8 protein-coding genes and 1 pseudogene are annotated in these 22,552 nt (G+C 71.0%); 8 read left to right on the forward strand and 1 reads right to left on the reverse strand.

Annotation, left to right across the window (positions count from 1 at the left end; translation table 11 throughout):
• Window positions 1-109: 109 nt before the first annotated feature.
• A complete protein-coding gene (locus tag NMN56_RS09075) occupies window positions 110-1,057 on the reverse strand; it encodes a methionyl-tRNA formyltransferase (RefSeq protein WP_274042409.1) in 948 nt (315 codons plus the stop codon).
• A gap of 332 nt (window positions 1,058-1,389) precedes the next feature.
• Here NMN56_RS09075 and NMN56_RS09080 point away from each other — a divergent pair, with 332 nt between their 5' ends.
• The 8 genes and pseudogenes from NMN56_RS09080 (at window position 1,390) to NMN56_RS09115 (ending at window position 22,473) form a co-directional block, all read left to right on the forward strand.
• Entirely contained in the window at window positions 1,390-2,745 is a 1,356-nt protein-coding gene (locus NMN56_RS09080) for a lysine N(6)-hydroxylase/L-ornithine N(5)-oxygenase family protein (RefSeq protein ID WP_274042410.1), read from the forward strand.
• Between the two features lie 44 nt (window positions 2,746-2,789).
• Window positions 2,790-3,848 carry a FecCD family ABC transporter permease gene (locus NMN56_RS09085; protein WP_274042411.1) on the forward strand — a complete coding sequence of 353 codons (1,059 nt, stop codon included), beginning with the start codon at window positions 2,790-2,792 and terminating at the stop codon, window positions 3,846-3,848.
• Window positions 3,845-4,906, forward strand: coding sequence for a FecCD family ABC transporter permease (locus NMN56_RS09090; protein ID WP_274042412.1), 1,062 nt, complete (start codon window positions 3,845-3,847; stop codon window positions 4,904-4,906). The genes NMN56_RS09085 and NMN56_RS09090 overlap by 4 nt, the downstream gene beginning before the upstream one ends.
• 41 nt (window positions 4,907-4,947) lie before the next feature.
• Window positions 4,948-5,796: pseudogene (locus NMN56_RS09095) on the forward strand (ABC transporter ATP-binding protein); the annotation flags it as partial.
• A 174-nt stretch (window positions 5,797-5,970) separates the two neighbouring features.
• The gene (locus NMN56_RS09100) at window positions 5,971-7,020 is read left to right on the forward strand and encodes an iron-siderophore ABC transporter substrate-binding protein (RefSeq protein WP_274042414.1); all 1,050 of its coding nucleotides are present in this window, start codon (window positions 5,971-5,973) and stop codon (window positions 7,018-7,020) included.
• A gap of 88 nt (window positions 7,021-7,108) precedes the next feature.
• On the forward strand, window positions 7,109-8,854 hold the full coding sequence (locus tag NMN56_RS09105; RefSeq protein ID WP_274042415.1) for an ABC transporter ATP-binding protein: 1,746 nt from the start codon (window positions 7,109-7,111) through the stop codon (window positions 8,852-8,854).
• Window positions 8,855-8,909: 55 nt separating this feature from the next.
• Entirely contained in the window at window positions 8,910-20,687 is an 11,778-nt protein-coding gene (locus NMN56_RS09110; protein WP_274042416.1) for a non-ribosomal peptide synthetase, read from the forward strand.
• A gap of 85 nt (window positions 20,688-20,772) precedes the next feature.
• Window positions 20,773-22,473: an ABC transporter ATP-binding protein gene (locus NMN56_RS09115; RefSeq protein ID WP_274042417.1), complete on the forward strand. Its 1,701-nt coding sequence runs from the start codon at window positions 20,773-20,775 to the stop codon at window positions 22,471-22,473.
• Window positions 22,474-22,552: the final 79 nt, after the last annotated feature.

A 22,552-nucleotide genomic window follows, 5' to 3' on the forward strand; every position in this document is an offset into this window, starting at 1 on the left:
AGCCCCGGCCGCGCCCCGCTGATCTGTGCCGCGACCCCGGATCTGCGCCGCGGGACCGGAGGAGTACCCTCGCGACGCGGACCAGGCGGAGGTGGCCGGGGGTGGTCGGTCAGGGTCGGCCGGTGAGGTAGCCGCCCATGGAGGTGAAGTACTCGGTCGCCGGCAGCTCGGCGCCCTCCTCGGTCCTTACGCGGGTGACGGCCAGGCCGTGGTTGCGGCCGGTACGTGCGTCGGCTCCGGCGACGATCACCACGCCGTCGCCCTCGCGGTAGAAGACGCGACCGGGTGTGCCGCCGTAGCGCCCCTGGGAGACCACGGCGGCCAGGACCTCAAGCCGCTTGCCCCTGTGGAAGGTGAAGGCGCTGGGATACGGCTCGGACTGGGCGCGTACGAGTCGTTCGAGGTCTTCCGCAGGCCAGGACCAGTCGATGCGGATGTCCTCGGCCGCCCGCTTGTGGAAGAAGCTCGCCTGGGAGCGGTCCTGCTTGGTGAACTCGGTCTGCCCGGTGGCGATGAGGTCGAGCGCGCCGATGGTGACCGGAGTGATCAGATCGACGGTCTTGTGAAAGAGGTCGGTAGCGGTGTCAGCGGGCCCGACCTGCACCGCTTCCTGCCGGACGATGTCGCCGGCGTCCAGCTCGTCGTTCATCATGTGCGCGGTGACGCCCACCTCGCGCTCCCCGTTGATCAGGGCCCAGATCAGCGGCGAGAAGCCGGCGTACTTGGGCAGCAACGAGTCGTGGACGTTCAGCGTGCCGTGGCGGGGGAGACCGAAGATCCGCGGCGGGATCCACGTCCGCCAGTTGTTGGCCACGATGATGTCCGGGGCGGCCTCCTTGAGGCGCGCGAACAACTCGTCGTCGTCGGGGCGGTTGCGGATCAGCACGGGTACGCCGTGCTCTTCGGCGAGATCGGCGACGGAGTCGCTCCAGATCTTTTCGTAGGCGTGCTCGCTCTTGGGGTGCGTCACGACCAGCACCACGTCGTGCTCGGAGTCCAGGAGAGCTTGCAGGGTGCGGTGCCCCCAGGTCTGGTAACCGAACATGACGACCCGCATGGGGTTCCTCCTCGGAGCAGGGGGTGCGCGACCAACGGTCAGTAAAGCAAGGCTTACCTAAGTGCGCAACAGGTGGTCGCGGTCCGTGAGTTGAAGGCCCGGGCGGCGGCCGTCGGTCGATTACCCGCCGGCCGTCGGTCGATCGCCGGTCGGTCGCCGGTCGATCAGCGGCTGATCATCGGCCGGCCGCCGGTGATCCGTACTGCGCTATCGACAGCCCTCCGCCATTAGCTTAGGCTCACCTAAGTTTTTGCGGGGCGTCGGCTCGGTGTGCCCACCCTGCCCGCGTTCCCTCCGTCTGACAGCCGGCTTCCCCGCACGATGGGAGTGACATGTCACAGGCTCTTCCTGGCGATACCCCACCCGTCCACGACCTCATAGGCATCGGCTTCGGACCCTCCAACGCGGCCATGGCGATCGCGGTGAGCGAGCACAACGCGCGCCTCGGCGGGGAGGAGCCGGTCACCGCTCACTTCTTCGAGCAGCAGCCGTGCTTCGGCTGGCACCGCGGCATGCTGATCGACGACGCGACCATGCAGGTGTCCTTCCTCAAGGACCTGGTGACGCTCCGGAACCCGGCCAGCGAGTTCAGCTTCCTCTGCTACCTCAAGGACAAGGGGCGGCTGGTCGACTTCATCAACCACAAGAACCTCTTCCCGCTGCGGGTGGAGTTCCATGAGTACTTCGAGTGGGCGGCGGCCAAGGTCGACGACATGGTCTCCTACGGCCACGAAGTCATCGGCGTCGAGCCCGTGTTCCATGGCGGAGACGTGACGTACATGGACGTGACGGTCAGATCGGGGGAGGGGCTCTCGGTCCACAGGGCCCGCAACCTCGTCGTCGCCACGGGACTGCGCCCGCTCATGCCGGACGGCGTGGAGCGCGGCGACCGGGTCTGGCACACCTCCGACCTGCTGGCGAAGATCGACGGGCTGGAGGACGCCTCGCCCTCGCGGTTCGTCGTCGTGGGTGCGGGGCAGAGCGCGGCGGAGAACGTCGCCTATCTCCACCGCCGCTTTCCGCGTGCCGAGGTCTGCGCGGTCTTCTCCCGCTACGGCTACAGCCCGGCCGACGACAGCGGCTTCGCCAACCGGATCTTCGACCCCGACGCGGTCGACGACTACTTCGCCGCGCCCGAGCACGTGAAGAACCGGTTGATGGACTACCACGGCAACACCAACTACTCCGTGGTGGACATCGACTTGATCGACGACCTGTACCGGCAGACGTACCGCGAGAAGGTCCTCGGCTCCGAGCGGCTGCGCTTCCTCAACGTCTCGCGGCTCGCCTCGGTCAAGGAGACGCAGGACAAGGTGCATGCCACCGTGAGGTCCCTCGTCACGGGCGAGGAGACCGATCTGGAAGCGGATGTCGTGGTGTTCGCCACCGGCTACAGCCCCGCCGACCCCCTCGGCCTCCTCGGCGAGGCCGCGGAACACTGCCTGCGCGACGACCAGGGCCGCGTACGCGTCGAGCGGGACTACCGCGTCGCGACGGACCCCGGGCTGCGCTGCGGCATCTACGTGCAGGGTGGAACGGAGCACACGCACGGCATCACGTCGTCCCTGCTGTCCAACACCGCCGTACGGGTCGGCGAGATCCTGGACTCGCTGCTCAACAGGGGCTCGGGGAGCGCTTCCTACGAGGCCAGGCAGGTCGCCGGCGGAATCGGCAGCAGCGCCCGTTAGCCGCGGGTTCGGCACTCAGCTCGGAGAGATAACGTAACGTCGACATGTCCACGACTGCAGTTGAGCGCCCCGCGCCCAGGGGGACGACAGAGACCCGCCGGCGGCGGGCCGTGGGTCTGGGCACGCTCGCGGTGATCCTCGTGGTGGTGGGCGCCGTGTCACTCACCGTCGGCGCGCGCGCGTTGAGCCCTCCCGAGGTGTGGCACGCGCTGTTCGGGCCTCCCGACTCCGACCAGGGGCTCACCGAGATCCGGCTCATCGTGCAGACCGCGCGGGTGCCCAGAACGGTGCTCGCGGTCGTGGCGGGTATCGCGCTGGGCGTCGGCGGGGCGCTGATCCAGGGGTATACGCGCAACCCCATCGCGGACACCGGCCTGTTGGGGGTGAACGCGGGTGCGTCGTTCGCCGTGGTGTCGGTGATCGCCCTGTTCGGTTTCGCCAACCCGTTCCAGTACGTCTGGTTCGCCTTCCTGGGCGCGGCGGTCGCCGGTGTGGTCGTGTTCGGTCTCGCGAGCATCGGCAGGGGAGCGGGCAACCCGCTGACGCTCGCGTTGGCCGGGCAGGGGATCACGGTGTTCCTCGCGGCGATGACCACGGCGGTCTCGCTCTCGGACCAGAAGTCCCTGAACGCGCTGCGGTTCTGGAACTCGGGCTCCGTCGCCGGTGTCGGTTTCGGCGTCATCTGGCCGGTGACCGTGTTCATCGCGGTCGGGCTGGTGCTGGCGGCGACCGTGCTGCCCGCCCTCAACCTGCTCAACCTGGGCGACGACGTGGCCAGGGGCCTGGGCGTGAACCTCGCGCTGAGCCGGACCGTCGGCATCGTCGCCATCACCCTGCTGGCCGGTTCGGCGACGGCGGCGTGCGGCCCCATCGCGTTTCTCGGGCTCATGGTGGCCCACGTGGCCCGCTATCTGACCGGGCCCGACTACCGCTGGCTGGTGCCGTACGCGGGTCTGCTCGGAGCCGTCGTCCTGCTGGTCTGCGACATCGTGGGGCGGCTGGTGGTGCGGCCGGGTGAGTTGGACGCGGGTGTGGTGGTCGCCCTCCTCGGCGCCCCGTTCTTCGCGATCCTGGTGTGGCGAGGAAAGTTCAGGAGCGCATGAACGGCACAGAGGTGAAGGCGTCGGTGGCGCCGGGCGTGCGGCTCGGCCGGATGTCGTTCGTATGGAGGCCCTGGGTCGCGTGCGTCACGCTGCTGCTGGCGGTGGCGACCTTCCTGGTGTTCTGTCTGTCCATCGGCGTCGGGGACTTCCCCATCGGGATGTCCCGGGTGATCGCCACGCTCCTGGGCAAGGGCGAGCAGGTCGACGAGTTCGTGATCATGGACTTGCGCATGCCGCGTGCGCTGGCCGGGCTCGTCGTGGGGATCGCGCTGGGTGTGTCGGGCGCGATCACGCAGTCCATCGCGCGCAATCCGCTGGCCAGTCCGGACATCCTGGGGATCACCGGAGGCGCGGGCGCGGTCTCGGTGTTCCTGCTGACGGTGTCGGGCGGAGCCTCGGCGGCGGTCGTCAGCTCCGTCGGCATGTCGGCCGCCGCACTCGCCGGCGGTCTCGGCACGGGACTGCTGGTGTACTTCCTGGCGTGGCGGCGCGGGATCGACGGCTTCCGCCTCATCCTCATCGGCATCTCGGCGAGCGCGATGGCGGAGGCGATCACGACCTGGCTGCTGGTCTCGGCCGACATCAAGGACGTGGCCAGGGCCCAGACATGGCTGGTCGGCTCGCTGGACGACCGGTCGTGGGGCGCGATACGGGTGGCGCTGTGGTGCACGCTCGCGCTCCTGGTCGTGGTGGCCTGCGTCGCCTTCCAGTTCAAGCCGATGCACCTCGGCGACGAGGTCGCCGCGGGACTGGGCGTCCGGTACACCAGGGTGCGGGCCGTTCTGCTGCTGTGCGCCGTCCTGTTGGCCGCCGTGGCGGTGAGCGCGGCCGGGCCTGTCCCGTTCGTCGCGCTGGTGGCGCCACAGGTGGCGTTGCGCCTGGCGCGGTACCCGACGCCGCCGATGGTGGCCTCGGGGCTGGTGGGAGCGCTGCTGCTGACCGGGGCCGACCTGGTCGCGCGCGCGGGCCTGCCGATCACGTTGCCGGTGGGCGTGGTCACCGCGGCGATCGGCGGACCCTTCCTTGTGTATCTGCTCGTACGGGCCAATCTCAGGTAGATGGTAGAAAAGGTTAGCCATACCTAAATCAAGGGGGGCTTGTGAGCGCTGAGTACGTCACCGGGAACGAGTACGGGGCCCACACGTCCCACGGCGGATCACGGCTGGCCGCCAGGGGTGTCACGGTCGGGTACGGCAGCCGGGCCGTCATCGACGGGCTGGACGTGGCGATCCCGCCGGGCGTGATCACCACCATCATCGGGCCCAACGGGTGCGGGAAATCGACCCTGTTGCGGACCCTGACCCGGCTGCTCAAGCCCGCCAAGGGAACGGTGGTGCTGGACGGCGAGGACGTCGCCAGGCTCAAGACGCGGGACGTGGCGAAGAAGTTGGGCCTGCTCCCGCAGGCACCGGTCGCGCCGGAAGGGCTGACGGTCTCCGACCTGGTGGCCAGGGGGCGCCATCCGCATCAGAGCTGGCTGCGGCAGTGGTCCTCGGACGACGCCGGTGTGGTGGAGCGTGCGCTGGCGATGACCGGGGTGTCCGAACTGGCCGACCGCCCGGTCGACTCGCTCTCCGGCGGGCAGCGCCAGCGCGTCTGGATCTCGATGACGCTGGCTCAGGGCACGGATCTGCTGCTGCTCGACGAGCCGACCACCTACCTCGACCTGGCGCACGCGATCGACGTTCTCGACCTGGTGGACGACCTGCACGAGTCGGGCTGCACCGTGGTGATGGTGCTGCACGACCTCAATCTGGCCACGCGGTACAGCGACCACCTCATCGTGATGCGGGAGGGGTCGATCCTGGCGCAGGGGCATCCGCGCGACGTGATCACCGCCGGGTTGCTGGACGAGGCGTTCGGGCTGCGCGCCACAGTGATCGAGGACCCGGTGGGCGACCGGCCGCTGATCGTGCCGATCGGCCGTACCCATGTCCAGGCCGGGCAGTCCGAACAGCCCGGGCAGTCCGAGCAGTTCGGGCACTCCGAGCACTCTGAGCGGTCCGGCACGGTTCCAGCCGAAGAATATGCAAATTAGGCTAGGCTTGCCTAAGTGGGCCGGGTAGGGTTTGGCTGCCCTGAGACAGGGCGCAGCGGACAACTCGATAGCAAGGGAACCCGGATGCACCTCCATCGAACGACGCTCACGAAGTCCTGGCGTCGGTTGGCGGCGACTCTGTCCGCCGCGGTCCTCGGCGCCGGCCTCCTCGCGGGGTGCGGTTCCGACTCGGCGGACAAGCCGAGCGACGAAGCGCCGGCCGCCGCCGGTGGCGAGTTCCCGGTGACCGTGGACCACGCGTTCGGTTCCACGAAGGTCACCAAGGCGCCCCAGCGGGTCGTCTCCGTCGGCTACACCGACGACCAGGCCCTTCTGGCGCTCGGAACCAAGCCGGTCGGCATGGTCGACCAGTATCCGAACCCGGCGGGCAAGAGCCCCGACATCAACACCCAGTGGCCCTGGGTGAAGGACAAGTGGGGCAAGACCCGCCCCGAAGTCATCATGAAGAACGGCGACTCGGCCCCCAACTACGAAAAGATCGCAGCGCTGCGCCCCGACTTGATCGTCGCGGTCTACTCCGAGATCGACAAGGCCGCCTACGACAAGCTCTCCAAGATCGCCCCGACGGTGGGCCGTACCAAGGCCGAGAAGGAGCCGTTCAGCGCTCCGTGGCAGGACAACGCCCGCCACATCGCCAAGGCGCTCGGCAAGGAGGACGAGGGCGCCAAGCTGGTGAAGGGTATCGACGGCAAGCTCGCCGCGGCGCGCGAGGAGCACCCGGAGTTCGCGAAGCAGACCGCCGTCGTACTGTCCTGGTACAAGGACTCGGTCGCGCCGTTCACCACCACCGACGTGCGCGGGCGGCTGGTGACGGGCATCGGCTTCAAGGGCGAGAAGAAGATCGACAAGGTCGCCGGCGGCAAGTTCTCCACCGAACTGTCCCCCGAGCGCGTCGACTTGGTCGACGTCGACCGCGTCTTCGTCGTCAACGACAAGGCGGACCAGGAGTCGTTGAAGAAGTTCAAGCTGTTCGCCAACCTGTCGGTGGCCAAGAAGGGGAACGTGTCGTACCTGCTGGACAGCGAGGGACCCGCGGTCGGTGCCGCCATGTCCCAGAGCACCCTGCTGTCCTTGCCGTACGCGATCGACGAACTCGTCAAGTCGGTCGACTGAGCATGGCGTTCGACGTGCCCAGCTCCCTGCGCCCCCTGGTACGCGGGTGAGCACCGCCGGAACCCGCCCAGCGCCGGCGATCCTGGGCATGGCGTCCGGACGTGAGGCCACTCGGTGGGTCTCGGCCCACTGCCGCGAGGTGCCGGGGCTGACGGCGGCCACCGTGCTCACCACGGTGGCCGGCGCCGCGCTCCAGGTGTTCCCTGTGCTGCTGCTCGGCCGGGTGGTCGACGGGGTGGTCGGGGGTGAGCCGCGTTCGGTCCTGGTCACGGTCGGGGTGCTGATGGTGGCCGCCGCTCTGCTGGGCGCCGTGGGCACCGCGATGTCGACGTATCTGATCGGGCGGCTGGGCGCCGAACTGCTCGCGCGGCTGCGGGAACGCGCTGTCCGGGCTGTGCTGGGGATGCCCAGTGCGCGGATCGAGCAGGTCGGCAGGGGAGATGTGCTCTCCCGGGTCGGTGACGACGTGGCCGTGCTGTCCAAGGGCATACGGACGGCCGTCCCCACGGTGTTCTCGGCGGGAGTGCTGGTCGCCATCGCCACGATCGGGATGTTCGGTCTGGACTGGCGGCTCGGCCTGGCAGGGGCCGGTGCGCTGCCCGCGTATGCGCTGGCACTGCGCTGGTACCTGCCGCGGTCGGCCCCGCTCTACCGTAAGCAGCGGGTGGCCCAGGCCGATCGTGCGCAGGCGCTGATCAGCGGTCTGGACGGAATCGGTACGGTACGCGCCTACCGCCTTGAGGAGGCCGTCCGCGAGAAGGTCACCCACGAGTCGTGGCGGGTGCGTGACTTCGGCATCGAGGTGTTCCGGTTCTTCGGCCGCTTCGTCGGCCGGGAGAACCGTGCCGAGTTCATCGGGCTCGTGCTGATCCTCCTGGTGGGATACGCCCTGCTGGAGGCCGGCGCGGCAAGCCTCGGCGAGGTGTCGGCGGCGCCGCTGATGTTCCACCGGCTGTTCACTCCGCTCGGCGCCATCATGTTCACCTTCGACGAGGCGCAGAAGTCGGGTGCGAGCCTGACCCGGCTCGTCGGGGTGCTGGGGGAGCCGGCCGAGGACAGGTTGGTGGGCGACCCCTCCGTCGCCTCACCGGAGGCCGGGCCGTACGGGGTGACGGTTGAGGGGCTGACGTTCCGTTACCCCGACACCGAGGAGCCGGTGCTGCGGGACGTCGATCTGACGATCCCTGCGGGCGGTTCGCTCGCCCTGGTCGGCGCGACCGGCGCGGGCAAATCGACCCTGGCCGCGCTGATCGCGGGCATCGGGACGCCGCAGGCGGGTTCGGTGCGTATCGGTCCGCACGACCTCGCCGGTCTGGACGAGGCCGCGGCGCGGGCACTGGTCAACATCCTGACGCAGGAGACGTACGTGTTCTCCGGCCCGCTCGCCGAGGACCTGCGGCTCGCGGCGCCGGAGGCGACCGAGGCCGAACTGCGGGACGCGTTGCGCACGGTCGGCGCCGACGGCTGGGTCGACGCGCTGCCCGAGGGACTGAACACCGTGGTCGGCGAGGGCGGTGAGCGCCTGGACGTCACCAAGGTCGCTCATGTCGCCCTGGCCAGGCTGGTGTTGCGCGCGGCTCCGGTGGTGGTGCTCGACGAGTCGACGGCCGAGGCGGGCAGCGAGGGCGCGGCCGAGCTGGAGCGGGCCGTGCTGGCCGCGTGCGCCGGCCGTACCACGCTGTTCGTGGCACACCGGCTGACGCAGGCGATGGCGGCCGACCGGATAGCCGTGCTGGACGCGGGGCGTGTGGTGGAGCAGGGGACACACGGGGAGTTGGTGGCCCTGGGCGGCAGGTACGCACGGCTGTGGCGGGCTTGGCGAGAGGGTAGTTAGGGGAGCCTTGGTTAGGTTAGGCTAACTTTTATGCCTGGAAGGGGCGCTGCTTTCGATGACGGATTCGCAGACGGAACCGAACGCTCGTCTCGCACCACTTTCCTCCGCCCAACTGGACAGCATGCGGCGGCGTATCGGCGGCCACGCGGATCAGGCGGAGCGCGTGAACCACGCGGATCACGCGGCCAGTTCGGGTCACGCGGACCGGGCAGGTCACGCGGGCTACGAGGACCGGACCCTCGTGGAAGCCTGCGCCGTCGGGCTCGCGTACTGGGCGACGGGCCGGAGCCCCGACGGCATCGACCTCACCCCTGACACCCTGTTCGCCGACCTCTGCGGATGGATCGACAACGGCGGTACCGCGCCCGGCGGTTGGCAGGTCGGCCAGGACGGCCAGGACGGCCAGGACGGCCAGAGCATCGTGCTCCCCGAAGGCGTCGTACCGGCCGAAGCGCGGCTCGCACTGGACGACCTGGCCGACTTCCCAGACCGGCCCCTGGGCACCATCGGCCCCTCCAGCGTGGCGGCGAGGCTCCGGGACCTGGCCGGGTGGAACGACACCCACGCCGACCGGGAGCGCCCGAGCCTTGTGGAGATGTTCCGCGAGCAGGCGCGGTCCAGGCCGGACGCCGTCGCCGTCGTCGACGGGCACCGGGAACTGACCTACCGTCAGGCGGCGGCGCGCTCCAGCCAGTTGGCCCATCACCTGCTCGAACGGGGGCTCGCGGGCGAACAGGTCGTCGGCATCTCCCTGGAACGCTCGGCCGACATGGTGATCGGGCTGCTCGGCGTCCTCCAGGCGGGGTGCGCCTTCGTGCCGCTCGATCCGCAGTGGCCGGCCGCGCGCCGTGCCGTCGTCATCGAGGACGCCGGTGTCGTGCTCCAGCTCAACGACTCGGGCGAGCATGCCTCAGGCGAACCGGAGGCCGTCGCCGTGGACCTCGGCGACTGGCGCTTCGGCTCCTGTCCCGAGCAGGGGACCGGGGTCACCGTCGACGGTGAGTCGCTGGCGTACGTGATCTTCACATCGGGATCGACCGGGCGTCCCAAGGGCGCGATGATCCGGCACAAGGCGATCAGCGAGCGCCTGCTGTGGCAGGTCAACGAGATCCTGGGCTTCGGCCACGACGACGCCTCGCTGTTCAAGGCGCCGCTGTCCTTCGACATCTCCATCAACGAGATCTTCCTGCCGCTGGTGTCGGGCGGCAGGCTGGTGGTGCTGCGGCCCGGCGGCGAACGCGACCCGCACCACCTGCTGAGCGTGATCGCCGAGCAGCGCGTCACCTTCACCTACCTGGTGTCGTCCATGCTGGACGTGCTGCTGGAGATCGCGGGCGACTCCGGCCGCCTCGACAGCCTGCGGCACGTGTGGTGCGGCGGCGAGGTGCTGACCCCCGAGCTGTACGAAAGGTTCCGCACCCGGCTCGACATCCCCATGTACCACGGCTATGGCCCGGCCGAAACGACGATCGGCGTCTCCCACGTCATCTACCGGGGCGCCGCCGAACGCCTGTCCACGTCGATCGGCAAGGCCAACCCGAACACCCAGCTGTACGTACTGGACGAGGAGCTGCGCCCGGTACCGGTCGGCGTCGGCGGTGAACTGTACGCGGGCGGGCTGCTGTTGGGGCGCGGATACGTCAACGCTCCCGGCCTGACGGCGTCCCGGTTCGTGGCGAACCCGTTCGCCGGTGACGGGTCCCGGCTGTACAGGACCGGTGACCTCGCACGGTTCGGTCCCGACGGGTCCCTGGAGTTCCTCGGCAGGGCCGACAACCAGATCAAGATCCGCGGCATGCGGCTGGAGATCGAGGACGTCGAGGCCGGGCTCGCCGAGCACCCCGGGGTACGGCACACCTGCGTCGTCGCGAAGAAGAACACGGCCGGCGGCACCTACCTGGTGGGGTACGTGATACCCGCCGCGGGGAGCGAGGACCTGCGCGCCGAGGAGGTCACGTCGTGGGCCACCGCGCACATGGTCGCGTACATGGTGCCGGCGCACATCGTCGTGATGAGGGAGTTCCCGCTCACCGAGAACGGCAAGCTCGACCGGGGCGCGCTGCCGGAGCCCCCGACAGGGTCGGGCCAGGGCGTCCCGCCGTCCACCGGGAACGAGCGCGCTGTCTGTGCGGCGGTCGCGGCGCTGCTGGGGCTCGAACAGGTCGGTGTCGACCAGGACTTCTTCCAGCTCGGCGGGGACAGCATCCTGGCGATCTCGCTGCTGAGCGCGCTGCGCGAGGCGGGGCTCCATGTCACGGCGCGGCAGATCTTCACCCACAGCGTCGTGGGCGCCCTGGCGGCGGTGGCGAGCCGCGAGGACACCGGCACCGTGGACCACGGCGACACCGCGACCGGTGCCGTCGTGGGGTCGCCCATCGTGCGGTGGCTCGGCGAGACCACCGACGCGATCGACGGCTTCGTGCAGTCGGTGGTGCTGAACACCCCGGCAGAGCTGACCCCTGAAGCGCTCGACGAGATCCTCGCCGCCCTGGTCAGGCGGCACGACATGCTGCGCGCCAAGCTGGTGCGCGGCGAGCACTGGAGCTTCGAGATCCCGGAAGCGGACCGGGCGTCGGCCGAGCGGCACGGGCCCGGCGCTGAGGCGGACCCGTCCGGCGCCGGGTCGCACCGGTCAGGGGCCGGGTCGCACCAGTTCTTCGCGGGGTGGCAGGAGAGCGATCTGCCGCTCGACGCGTGCGTCTCGCTCGCCACCGACGGGCTCGACCCTGCGGGCGGCGTGATGCTGCGCGCCGTGTGGCGCCGTGCCGCGCGGCAACTGGTCGTTGTCGTCCACCACGTGGTCGTCGACGGTGTGTCCTGGCGGATCCTGCGCGAGGACCTGGCCACGGCGTGGGGCCAGTTCGCCTCGGGTGCGCCGGTCGAACTGCCCCCGGTGGGTACGTCGTTCCGGCGCTGGACACAGCTGCTGGAGCGGGCCGGGTTCGAGACGGACCGCGGCTACTTCCAGCAGCTCCTGCCGGGGGCCGACCAGCCGGTGGGCAGGCGCGCGCCCGCCCCGACCGACACCGTCGCGCGGGAGCGGACGCTGACCGTAGCGGTTGACCCCGAGGTCACGGCCGCGCTGCTGGGCGAGGTGCCCGCGGCTTTCCACGCGGGCGTCAACGACGTGCTGGTGACCGCGCTCGCCGTCACCCTCGCCCGGTGGCGCCGCGACCTCGGCCAGGACCAGACGTTCGCGTACATCGAGCTGGAAGGGCACGGCCGCGAGGCGCGGTTCGTCGCGGACGCCGCCGGCTTCGAGCCCGATCTCTCGCGCACCGTGGGCTGGTTCACCACCCTGTGCCCGGTGACCGTGGACCCCGGTACGCCTGGCGACGGCGGGGGTCCGGGGGGCCTGGGGGACGGCTCCCCGGGAGAGTGCGGCACCTCACCCGCGTATCTGGCCGCCGCGCTCAAGGCGGTCAAGGACGACCTGGCCCGCGTGCCGGGCAACGGCCTGTCCTACGGCGCCCTGCGCTACCTCACCGAAACCGGCTGCGACGTGCCCGCACCGCAGGTGCTCTTCAACTACCTGGGCCGCTTCGAGGCCGGCGCGGCAGGCGACTGGCAACTCGCGGGCCCGACAGGGCAGTTGGGTGAGAGGCGGGACCCGGGGATGCGGCTGCCCCGCGCCCTGGAGTTCAACGCGATCGCCGAGCCTGCGGCGAGCGGTGAGTACGAACTGGTCACCACCCTCTCCTGGCCCGAGGGGATGTTCACCGACGAGGACATCGCCACGCTCGGCGACTACTTCCGTACCGCCCTGACCGGGCTCGCCGCGCTCGACGAGGGCGGCCACTCTCCCGGCGACTTCGCGCCCGTGCCCCTCACCCAGGCCGACGTCGACGAACTGGACGGTCCCGCGCTGCGGGACATCCTGCCGCTGACCCCGTTGCAGGAGGGCCTGTACTTCCACTCGGTCTTCGACGGCGACTCGGCCGGCGCCTACGTCGAGCAGCAACTCCTCACGCTGGAGGGCGAGGTGGACGCCGACCGGCTCGCCGCTGCGGCCACCCGGCTGTTCACGCTGTACCCGAACCTGGCCGCGCGGTTCGTCGCCCTCGCCGACGGCCGGGTGGTCTCCGTCCTGGAATCCGGTACGGAGGCACCCTTCACCACGCTGGACGAGCCCGGCATCACCGATGAGGGGATACGGGAGCACGCCGAGCGGGACCGCCGCGCCGGGTTCGACCTGGCCACGGGGCCCCTGATGCGGTACACGCTGATACGCACCGGCTCGGCCCGGCACGTACTGGTGCAGACCGTCCACCACCTCGTCGCGGACGGCTGGTCGGTACCGCACATGCTCCGCGCGCTGCTGGCCGAATACCACGCGCCGGGCAGCCTGTACCCGCTGGGCGGCTTCCCCGACCACGTACGCCGGCTCGCCGAACGGGACGACGACGAGAGCGATCAGGTGTGGTGCGAACAGCTTGCGGGGCTGCCGGGGCCCTCGTTGGTCGCCGAGGGGCACCCCCCGTCCGACCGGTTCGCCGACAGCGCGGTGGAGCCGGACGAGGACATCGAGGGGGCGGCCAGGTCGGCCGGTGTTCCCCTGAGCGTGGCCGTGCACAGCGCCTGGGCGGTGACGCTGGGCGGAGTCCTGCACGACAGGGACGTGGTGTTCGGCTCCACGGTGTCCGGGCGCGACGCGGGCATGCCGGGCATGGGGGCCGTCGGGGGCTTCGGGGCCCTGGGGGAAATGGTCGGCCTGTTCATCAACACGATCCCCGTACGCGCCCGCTGGTCGGACACCACCACGGCGGGTGAACTGCTCGCTTCGGTCCGGGAACACCAGAGCGCTGTCCTGGACCACCAGCATGTCTCGCTCGCGCGGATCGGCCGCCAGGCCGGCGCCGGCACCCTGTTCGACACCCTGGTGGTGTTCGACGTCGCCACCGATGTCGAAGCACTGCGGAGGCCCGACGACACACTCGTCATCACCGACATCGTGAACGAGGGCGCCCCCCACTACCCGTTGACGCTGGTGGTGGAGCGCACCGGCGACCGGCGCCCGCGCTTCAACCTGATCTACGACGGCGAACTGCTGCGCGAGCCGGGCGCCCAGGCGATCCTCGGTACGTTCTCGCGGACGCTGACCGGCCTGCTCACCCGGCCGGAAGCGCCGGTCGACACGCTGGGCGCCGAGCCGGCGCCCGGGGCCGACCCGCTGCCCGCGCCGATCACCCCGACGACCCTGCACGAACTCTTCGACGCCGCCGCGCGCCGCGACCCGGCAGCCACCGCCGTCACCCAGTGCGCCCTCGACGGCGGCACCCGCTCCCTGACCTACGGCGAACTGGCGCTCGCCAAGGACGAGTTGGCCTCCACACTGCGCGCGGCCGGTGTCGGCCCCGGGCGACGGGTCGCCGTCGCCGTGCCGCGCTCTCTGGAGCAGGTCGTCGCCCTGCTCGCCGTCGTCACCGCGGGCGGCGCCTACGTACCGCTCGACCTGGCGTACCCGGACGAACGGCTGGAGTACCTCCTCGCCGACGCCGCTCCGCAGGTCCTCCTCGTGGACCGTGAGCAGCACGACCGCTGCGCCGGGCTGCTGGCCCGCGCGGGTGTGCCGGCACGCGTGCTCGTACTGGGCGAGGAACTTCCGACGGCCACCGCCACCCCCATGGGGTCGGGGGTCACCGACACCGTGCCCGGAGCCGCCACCACGGGGCCCGGAGCCGCCACCACGGGGCCCGGGGCCGCCACCACGGGGCCAGGGGCCAGGGCCGGTTGGCATGACCCCGCGTACGTGATCTACACCTCGGGCTCGACCGGCCGGCCAAAGGGCGTCGTCGTCCCGCACTCCAGCGTGGTGACGCTGCTCGCGAACACCCGGCCGGCGATGGACTTCGGCCCGCATGACGTGTGGGTCCAGTTCCACTCCTTCTCCTTCGACTTCGCGGTCTGGGAGCTGTGGGGGGCTCTGGTGCACGGTGGTGAACTGCTGGTGCCGGAGTACGGACTGACCCGTTCCCCGGTCGACTTCCACCGGCTGGTCCGCGAGCGCGCTGTGACCGTGCTCAACCAGACCCCGTCGGCCTTCTACCAGTTCACCGAGGCCGACCGGCACGCCGACGAGCCGGTGACGGCACTGCGCCTGGTCATCTTCGGCGGCGAGGCGCTGGACCTCGGGCGGCTGCGCGGCTGGGTCGGCAGACATGGCACGGCTTCGCCCGAGCTGGTCAACATGTACGGCATCACCGAGACCACCGTCCACGTCACCCACCGGGTGCTGACCGACGGCGACTTCGACCGGGGGGAGGTGACCGGCCCACCCGGAGGCCCGATCCCCGGCCCGCTCGGCGGCGCGGTCCCCGGCCTGGAAACCTACCTGCTCGACGACCGGCTGCGGCCGGTGCCGCCCGGCCGGGTGGGCGCCATCTACGTCGCCGGCGACCAGGTGTCGCTCGGCTACCTGGGCAGGACGTGCCTCACCGCGAGCCGGTTCGTGGCGAACCCCTTCGCGAACGACGGCTCCCGCATGTACCACACGGGCGACCTCGCCCGCCGCACGCTCGACGGCGAGCTGGAGTTCGCAGGCCGCGCCGACGACCAGGTGCAGCTCAAGGGCTTCCGTATCGAGCTGGGCGAGGTGGAGTCCGCGATCAGGGAACTCGATGGGGTGACCGACGCTGCCGTCACGGTGGCGGACAGCGGCGACCATCTCGTCGCGCACGTCGTGTGCGCGGCGCCAAGCGATGCGGTCGACGCCGTCGATGGTGTTGATGGCGTCGATGTCACCGGGCCGCTGTCCGCGAAGCTGCCCGCGCACATGGTGCCGGGGCGGGTGCTGCCGGTGGCAGCGCTGCCGCTGACGGTCAACGGCAAGCTGGACCGGCGGGCACTGGCAGCGCGGGTGAGTGCGCCAGGAACGGGCGCGGGGAAGGGCGCGACCGGCCACGGTGTACGCGCGGGCGAAGACGCTGCCGGGGCGGCGCCTCTTGAGGTTCTTGAGGAGGAGGCGGCACCTCTTGAGGAACGGACAGACGCCGTACTCCGCATGCTGGTCGGTATCTTCGCCGAGGCACTGCCGGGTTCCGCCGTGGACGCCGACACGGACTTCTTCCGCGCCGGAGGCGACAGCATCGTCGCCATCACCGTGGTCAACCGGGCCAGGGCGCTCGCGCTGCCGATCGCGCCACGGGACGTGTTCCTGTGCAAGACGCCGCGCGCGCTCGCCGCACACCTGGGCCCCCACCTGTCCCAGCCCGCGAAGTCCGCGCAGGCTCGCGGACAGGCACCCGTGCAGGCATCCGCGCAGTCTCGCGGACAGGTGTCCGCGCAGGCACCCGCTTCCGCACCGGTTCGCCGCGAGGACGGTCCGCTGGCACCGACGCCGATCATGCTGCGCCAGCGTGAACTGGGTGCGTCCCTCGCCCGGTTCGCGCAGGCCAGGAAGGTGGTGGCGCCCGAAGGCGCCGGGCTCGCCGATGCCGAGCGCGCCGCGCACGCCGTCGTGGCCGCGCACCCGGCCCTCCGGCTGCGGCTGTGCGTCGAACACGGCGTATGGGCGCTGCGCACCGAACCCGTCCGCGAGGTCACCGTCGTGGGCACGGACACGTCCGACGCGACGGCGGCGGCCGACGAGGCCGCCGGACGGCTCGACCCCGAGGCGGGGAACGTCGTCGCCTTCTCGTGGCTGGCGGCGAGCAGGACGCTGGTGGTCACCGCGCACCACATCGCCGTCGACGCGGTGTCCTGGCTGATCCTTCTCGACGACCTGGCCGCTGCCCTGCGCGGGGAGCCCCTGGCACCGGCGACCACCCCCTACGCCGAGTACGCCGAAGCGCTCGCCTCGCAGTCCACACACCCGCTCGACGACCTCGGCCACTGGATCACCACGCTCCAGGCCCCCGCGCTGCTGCCCACCCTCCGGACACCGGCCCCACCGGCCCCACCGGCCCCACCGGCCCTGTCGCCGGCAGCCGGGGCGCCGCGCGAGACCACCGTGGTGCTCGCGCCCGGGGCGAGCGATCGCGTGACACGTACAGCGCCCGCCGCACTCGGTGTCGGGCTCACAGAGTTGCTGTGCGGGGCGCTGCGTACCGCGCTGACCCTGATCCAGCCGTCGCCAACCGACCTCGCGATCGAGCTGGAGCGGCACGGCCGGGTCCCCGTACTCGAAGGCCACGACTACACGCGCACGGTCGGCTGGTTCACCGCCATCGCGCCCGTACGGCTCACGGCGCACACGGACCCCGTCGCCGCCGCACGCGAGGTCGCCGCACGCCAGCCGGACGAGCGTGGGCACGTCGGCTACGGCCGGCTCCGGTACCTCGACCCGCAGACGGCCCCGCTTCTGACCGCCCACCCGCAGGTGCTGTTCAACTACCTGGGCCGGGGCGGCGAGTCCCAGGCACTGCGCCTGACCGGCGGCGACCAGGCCGGCCCGTACGCCGTCGAGGTCAACGCGTGGACCGACGCGGCGACCGGCTGTCTGCACGCGGACTTCACCCTCGCCGAAGAGGTTCCCGACGAGATCACCGAGCACTGGCGCGGCGCGCTGGAAGCCATCGCGGAAGCCTCGGTGACGGCCGAGCGCACGGCACCCGTCACCCCGCTCCAGCGTGGCCTGTACTTCCAGGCCCAGCTGGCGGGTCCTGGCGGCCGGGGAAGCTCGCAGTACGTCGCGCAGAGCTACTTCACCTTCGACCGGCGCCTGGACACCGAGGCGCTGGCCGAGGCGATGGCGTACGTGATCGCACGGCACCCGGGCGTCGGCGCCGGCTTCGGCACCGACGACGAAGGAAACCCGGTCCAGATCCTCCAGGCGGGCCGCAGCGTCGGCGTCCGTACGGTCGAACTCGCGGCGGAAGCCGAAGCGGAGGCCGAAGCAGAGGCCCTGTGCGCCGAGGACCGCGGCAGGGGGTTCGACCCCGACGAGCCGCCGTTGATCCGGCTGACCGTGCTGCGGCTGCCGGACGGCTGTGACGGGCTGCTGCTCAGCTACCACCTGCTGCTGTGGGACGGCTGGTCCCGCGAGATCCTGCTGCGGGACCTGTTCGGCGCCTACGAGGCCGCCGTCGCGGGCGAGCTGCGGGAAGCGTCACCCGCGACCCCGAGCTTCGAGGACCACGCACGGAAGCTCGCGGCCGAGCACGCCAGGAACGCAGCCGCAGCGGAACGCTTCTGGGCCGAGCACCTGACCGGCCTCACCGGGCCGACGCTGCTCGCGGGACCGGCCCGTTCGCCCATGGACCTCACGGATGCCACGGCGGACACGGGGGCAGCAGAGGATACGGAGGCCGCGGACGACGCGTCCCGTACGGACGTGTTGCCGCACACGGTCGTGCACACGCTCAGCGCCGAAGAGTCGGAGCTGCTGCGGGAAGCGGCCAGGGCGCACGGCGTCACGCTGAACTCGGTGCTGACCGGCGCGTTCGGCCTGCTGCTCGGCGCGCACACGGGCCGGAGCGACGCCGTGTTCGGGGTGACGGTCTCGGGCCGCGAGGGCGAGGGCCTGTCCGGCATCGTCGGTGTGCTGCTCAACACCGTGCCCATGTGGACGCGGGCACGCCCCGACGACACGGTCGGTGCGTATCTGTCGGCCGTGCAGGCGGCCAGGGTCGAGGCGATGGAGCACGAGCACCTGGGGCTCGGCGAGATCCAGCGCGCCAGCGGGCACGACACCCTGTTCGACAACCTCTTCGTGCTCCAGAACTTCCTCGACATGGACGCGTTCGCCGGGATGAACTCCCGGCACGGCATCACCTCGGTACGGGCCGACGACTCCACGCACTATCCGTTCACCTGGGTCGTCACCCCCGGCGACCGGATCACGGTCAAGCTGGAGCACCGCGAAGGCGACCCCGGCGAAGCCCGTCGTCTCCTCGACGACTACCTGCGGGTGCTGCAGGACCTGGCCGCCTCGAACGGACCTGTGGGTGCACTGGTGGGGCCGGGACCGCGGCCCGAGCCGGCCGGACGTACGGACATCGGCACGGACACCGTCGTCGACCGCTTCGACCAGGCGGCCGACCGTGACCCGTCGCGGGTCGCGCTCGTGGCACACGGCGTGACCCTGACCTTCGCCGAACTCCGCGACCGCAGCCGCGCGGTTGCGGGTGTCCTCGCCCTGCGGGGCATCGGCCCCGGCGCGACCGTGGGGCTCGCGATCCCGCGCTCCCTCGATTCGATCGTGGCGCTGTTCGCCGTACTGCGCGTCGGGGCGGCCTACGTACCGCTGGAGCTGGACCACCCGGACGAGCGGATCGCCGCGATCGTCGCCGACGCGTGCCCCGACGTGATCCTCACAGAGAGCACCGTGTCACCCCGGCTGACCGGCGAACTGATCGAACTGGACCGCCCGTTGCCCGAGGCCGAGCCGTTCGTGACGTTCGCGCCCGACGACCCGGACCGCCTGCGGCACCCCGCGTACACGATCTACACATCCGGGTCGACGGGGAAGCCCAAGGGCGTGGTGACCGAGTACGCGGGGCTCACCAACATGCTGATCAACCACCAGCGCAGGATCTTCGAGCCGGTGCTGGCCGAGCACGGCCACCGCGTCTTCCGGATCGCGCACACGGTGTCGTTCGCGTTCGACATGTCGTGGGAGGAACTGCTGTGGCTCGCCGACGGCCACGAGGTGCACATCTGCAACGAGGAGCTGCGCCGTGACGCGCCACGCCTCGTCGCATACTGCCTGGAGCACCGCATCGACGTCATCAACGTGACCCCGACCTACGCGCAGCAACTGGTGGCCGAGGGCCTGCTCGACGACCCGGCACGGCGACCCCCACTGGTGCTGCTGGGCGGTGAGGCCGTCACCCCGGCGCTGTGGCGGCGGCTGGCGGAGACCGAGGGCACGGTCGGCTACAACCTGTACGGGCCCACCGAATACACCATCAACACCCTTGGCGTCGGCACCTTCGAATGCGAGGACCCGGTGGTGGGGGTGGCCATCGACAACACCGACACCTATGTGCTGGACCCGTGGCTGCGGCCCGTGCCTGACGGCGTTCCCGGCGAGCTGTATGTGGCGGGCATCGGTATCGCACGCGGCTATCTCGGGCAGTACGCGCAGACCGCGCACCGCTTCGTCGCGTGCCCGTTCGGCGCACCCGGTGAGCGGATGTACCGCACCGGGGACCTGGTGACCCGGCGGCCCGACGGGAACCTGACGTATCTGGGCCGCACCGACCAGCAGGTCAAGATCCGGGGCCACCGGGTCGAACCCGGCGAGGTCGAGGCCGCGTTCGCCGCGCATCCGGCGGTGCGGTTCGCCGCCGCTGTCGCCCAGCCCGACCCCCAGGTCGACGGCGCGTACCGGCTCGCCGCCTACCTTGTCCTCGATGGCTCCGTTGGCTCCGTTGGCCCTGATGACTCCGATGACGCTGATGGTCTCAGCGGCTCGGGCCCGGCAGCCCCGGCGGCCTCGGTGACCCTGACAGCCCCGGTGCCCCCGGCGTCTTCCGCGCCCCCGGTGACCCTGGCGTCGGTGGCGGCCGAAGTGGGCGCCGGGCTACCGGACTTCCTGCGCCCGACGCACTACGCCCAGGTCGACAGCATCCCGCTGACGGTGAACGGGAAGGCCGACACCAAGGCGCTGCCGGAAGCCAAGCCGCTGGGCGCGCTGACCACGGCGGCTGAGCGCGGCCCGCGCAGCGGAACCGAGACCGTGGTCTGCGAGTTCTTCGCCGAGGCACTGGATCTGGACGACGACGAGGTGAGCGCGGTGAGCGACTTCGTGTCACTCGGAGGGCACTCCATGCTGGCCGTACGCCTGATCGGGCTGCTGCGGCGCGAGTACGGTCCTGTGGTCACGATCCGGGACCTGTTCACCCTGCGAACCCCGGAAGCGATTGCCCGCCACCTCGATGACGACTCCTGAGACCGACGACAACTCCTGAAACCGAATGACGATCCCTGAGACCCGATGACGACTCCTGAAACCGAATGACGACTCCTGAGACGCGATGACGACTCCTGAAATCCACAGCCCCCGGTCGGGCCCAGGCATCCTGCGCACCGCGCTGCGCCGTAACGTTCGCGCGATGGTCTGGGGCACCGTCCTCATGGGCCTGTATCAGGCGGGGGAGACCGCCTTCCCCATCGCGCTCGGACTGATCGTCGACCATACGATGCGGGACCGCAGCCTGGGCGCGCTCGGGCTGTCGGTCGCGGCGCTGGCGGTGATCATCACCACCGTTTCGCTGTCGTGGCGCTTCGGGATGCGCGTCCTGCAGAAGGCCAACACGACGGAGGCACACCGCTGGCGGGTGCGGGTCGCGGCCTGTGGACTCCAGCCGGTGGCCAGGGACGTCGACCTGAAGTCCGGCGAGGTGCTGACCATCGCCACCGAGGACGCCGACCAGACGGCCGACATCATCGAGGTGGTGCCGCTGCTGATCAGTTCGCTGGTCGCGGTGCTGGTCGCGGCCGTCGCGCTGGGCCTGGCCGATGTCAGGCTCGGCCTGCTGGTGATCTTCGGCACCGTCGTGATCCTGTCCGTCCTGAGCGTCATGTCCAAGCGGATAGGCGCGAGCACCCGCGAACAGCAGGCCCGGGTGGCACGCGCCGGCGCGAAGGTCGCCGACCTCATCACCGGCCTGCGCCCGCTGCACGGCTTCGGCGGCAACCACGCGGCGTTCCGCTCCTACCGCGAGGTCAGCACGGTGGCGAGGCGCCAGGCGGTCACCGTCGCCAGGGTGAGCGGCGTGTACGCGGGCACCGCGCTGGCGCTCAACGCGGTCCTGGCCGCAGCGGTGACCCTGACCGCGGGCTGGCTGGCCTTCGGCGGCGGGATCACCATCGGTGAACTCGTCATGGCCGTAGGGCTCGCGCAGTTCATCATGGAACCGCTCAAGCAGTTCTCGGAGATGCCCAAGTACGTGATGGTCGCGCGGGCCTCGGCCGAGCGGATGGCGCTGGTGCTGGCCGCGCCGCCCGTGACGACACCGGGCACCGGGCGCCCGGCCCCCGGTGGCGGCCTCGAAGTCGACCACGTCCGGTACGGGTCGCTGCGCAAGCTGAAGTTCACGGTGCCCGCCGGCGGATTCGTGGCGATCGCCGCCTACCAGCCACGGGTGGCGGCCGACCTCGCGTCGGTCCTCGCCGTGAACGTCCCGCCCGCCGCGTACGAGGGCGTCGTGCGGCTCAGCGGGCAGGAGATCGCCGACCTGTCCATCGAGTCGGTCCGCGAACATCTGCTCGTGAACCCCTACGACGGGGAGATCTTCGCCGGCACCCTCCGTACCAACATCGACCCGTCGGGCACCAGCAGGACGGTCGCAGCCGCCGTCGAGGCGTCCCTGCTGACCGACGTGGTGGCCCTGCACAGGGAGGGCCTCGACTATGCCGTGCGCGACCGCGGCGCGAACCTCTCCGGCGGCCAGCGCCAACGCCTGTCCCTCGCCCGCGCCCTCGCCGCCGACTCCGACGTACTCGTCCTCCACGACCCGACAACGGCCGTGGACGCCGTCACCGAACAACTCATCGCACGCAACATCGCCGAACTGCGCCGAGGCCGCACCACCCTCGTACTCACCAGCAGCCCACCCCTCCTGGACACCGCCGACCGCGTCCTCGTCCTGGACGAAGGCACCGTCACCGCCGAGGGCACCCACCGAACCCTCCTCGCCTCCGACGCGGACTACTGCCGGGCTGTGGCCAGGTGACCGGAGTACCTACCTGAGTTCGCTCCCGCACCGCGCGGGACGCAACGGGCGGGTCACTGTGGCCAGTTGGGGTGTCCCG

Origin of the sequence: Streptomyces iconiensis (assembly GCF_028657195.3) — a bacterium.
GTDB lineage: Bacteria > Actinomycetota > Actinomycetes > Streptomycetales > Streptomycetaceae > Streptomyces > Streptomyces iconiensis.

Coding starts and splice junctions, on each gene's coding strand:
- NMN56_RS09075 (WP_274042409.1), bottom strand. CDS start 1,057: ATGCGGGTCGTCATGTTCGGTTACCAGACCTGGGGGCACCGCACCCTG.
- NMN56_RS09080 (WP_274042410.1), top strand. CDS start 1,390: ATGTCACAGGCTCTTCCTGGCGATACCCCACCCGTCCACGACCTCATA.
- NMN56_RS09085 (WP_274042411.1), top strand. CDS start 2,790: ATGTCCACGACTGCAGTTGAGCGCCCCGCGCCCAGGGGGACGACAGAG.
- NMN56_RS09090 (WP_274042412.1), top strand. CDS start 3,845: ATGAACGGCACAGAGGTGAAGGCGTCGGTGGCGCCGGGCGTGCGGCTC.
- NMN56_RS09100 (WP_274042414.1), top strand. CDS start 5,971: ATGCACCTCCATCGAACGACGCTCACGAAGTCCTGGCGTCGGTTGGCG.
- NMN56_RS09105 (WP_274042415.1), top strand. CDS start 7,109: ATGGCGTCCGGACGTGAGGCCACTCGGTGGGTCTCGGCCCACTGCCGC.
- NMN56_RS09110 (WP_274042416.1), top strand. CDS start 8,910: ATGACGGATTCGCAGACGGAACCGAACGCTCGTCTCGCACCACTTTCC.
- NMN56_RS09115 (WP_274042417.1), top strand. CDS start 20,773: ATGACGACTCCTGAAATCCACAGCCCCCGGTCGGGCCCAGGCATCCTG.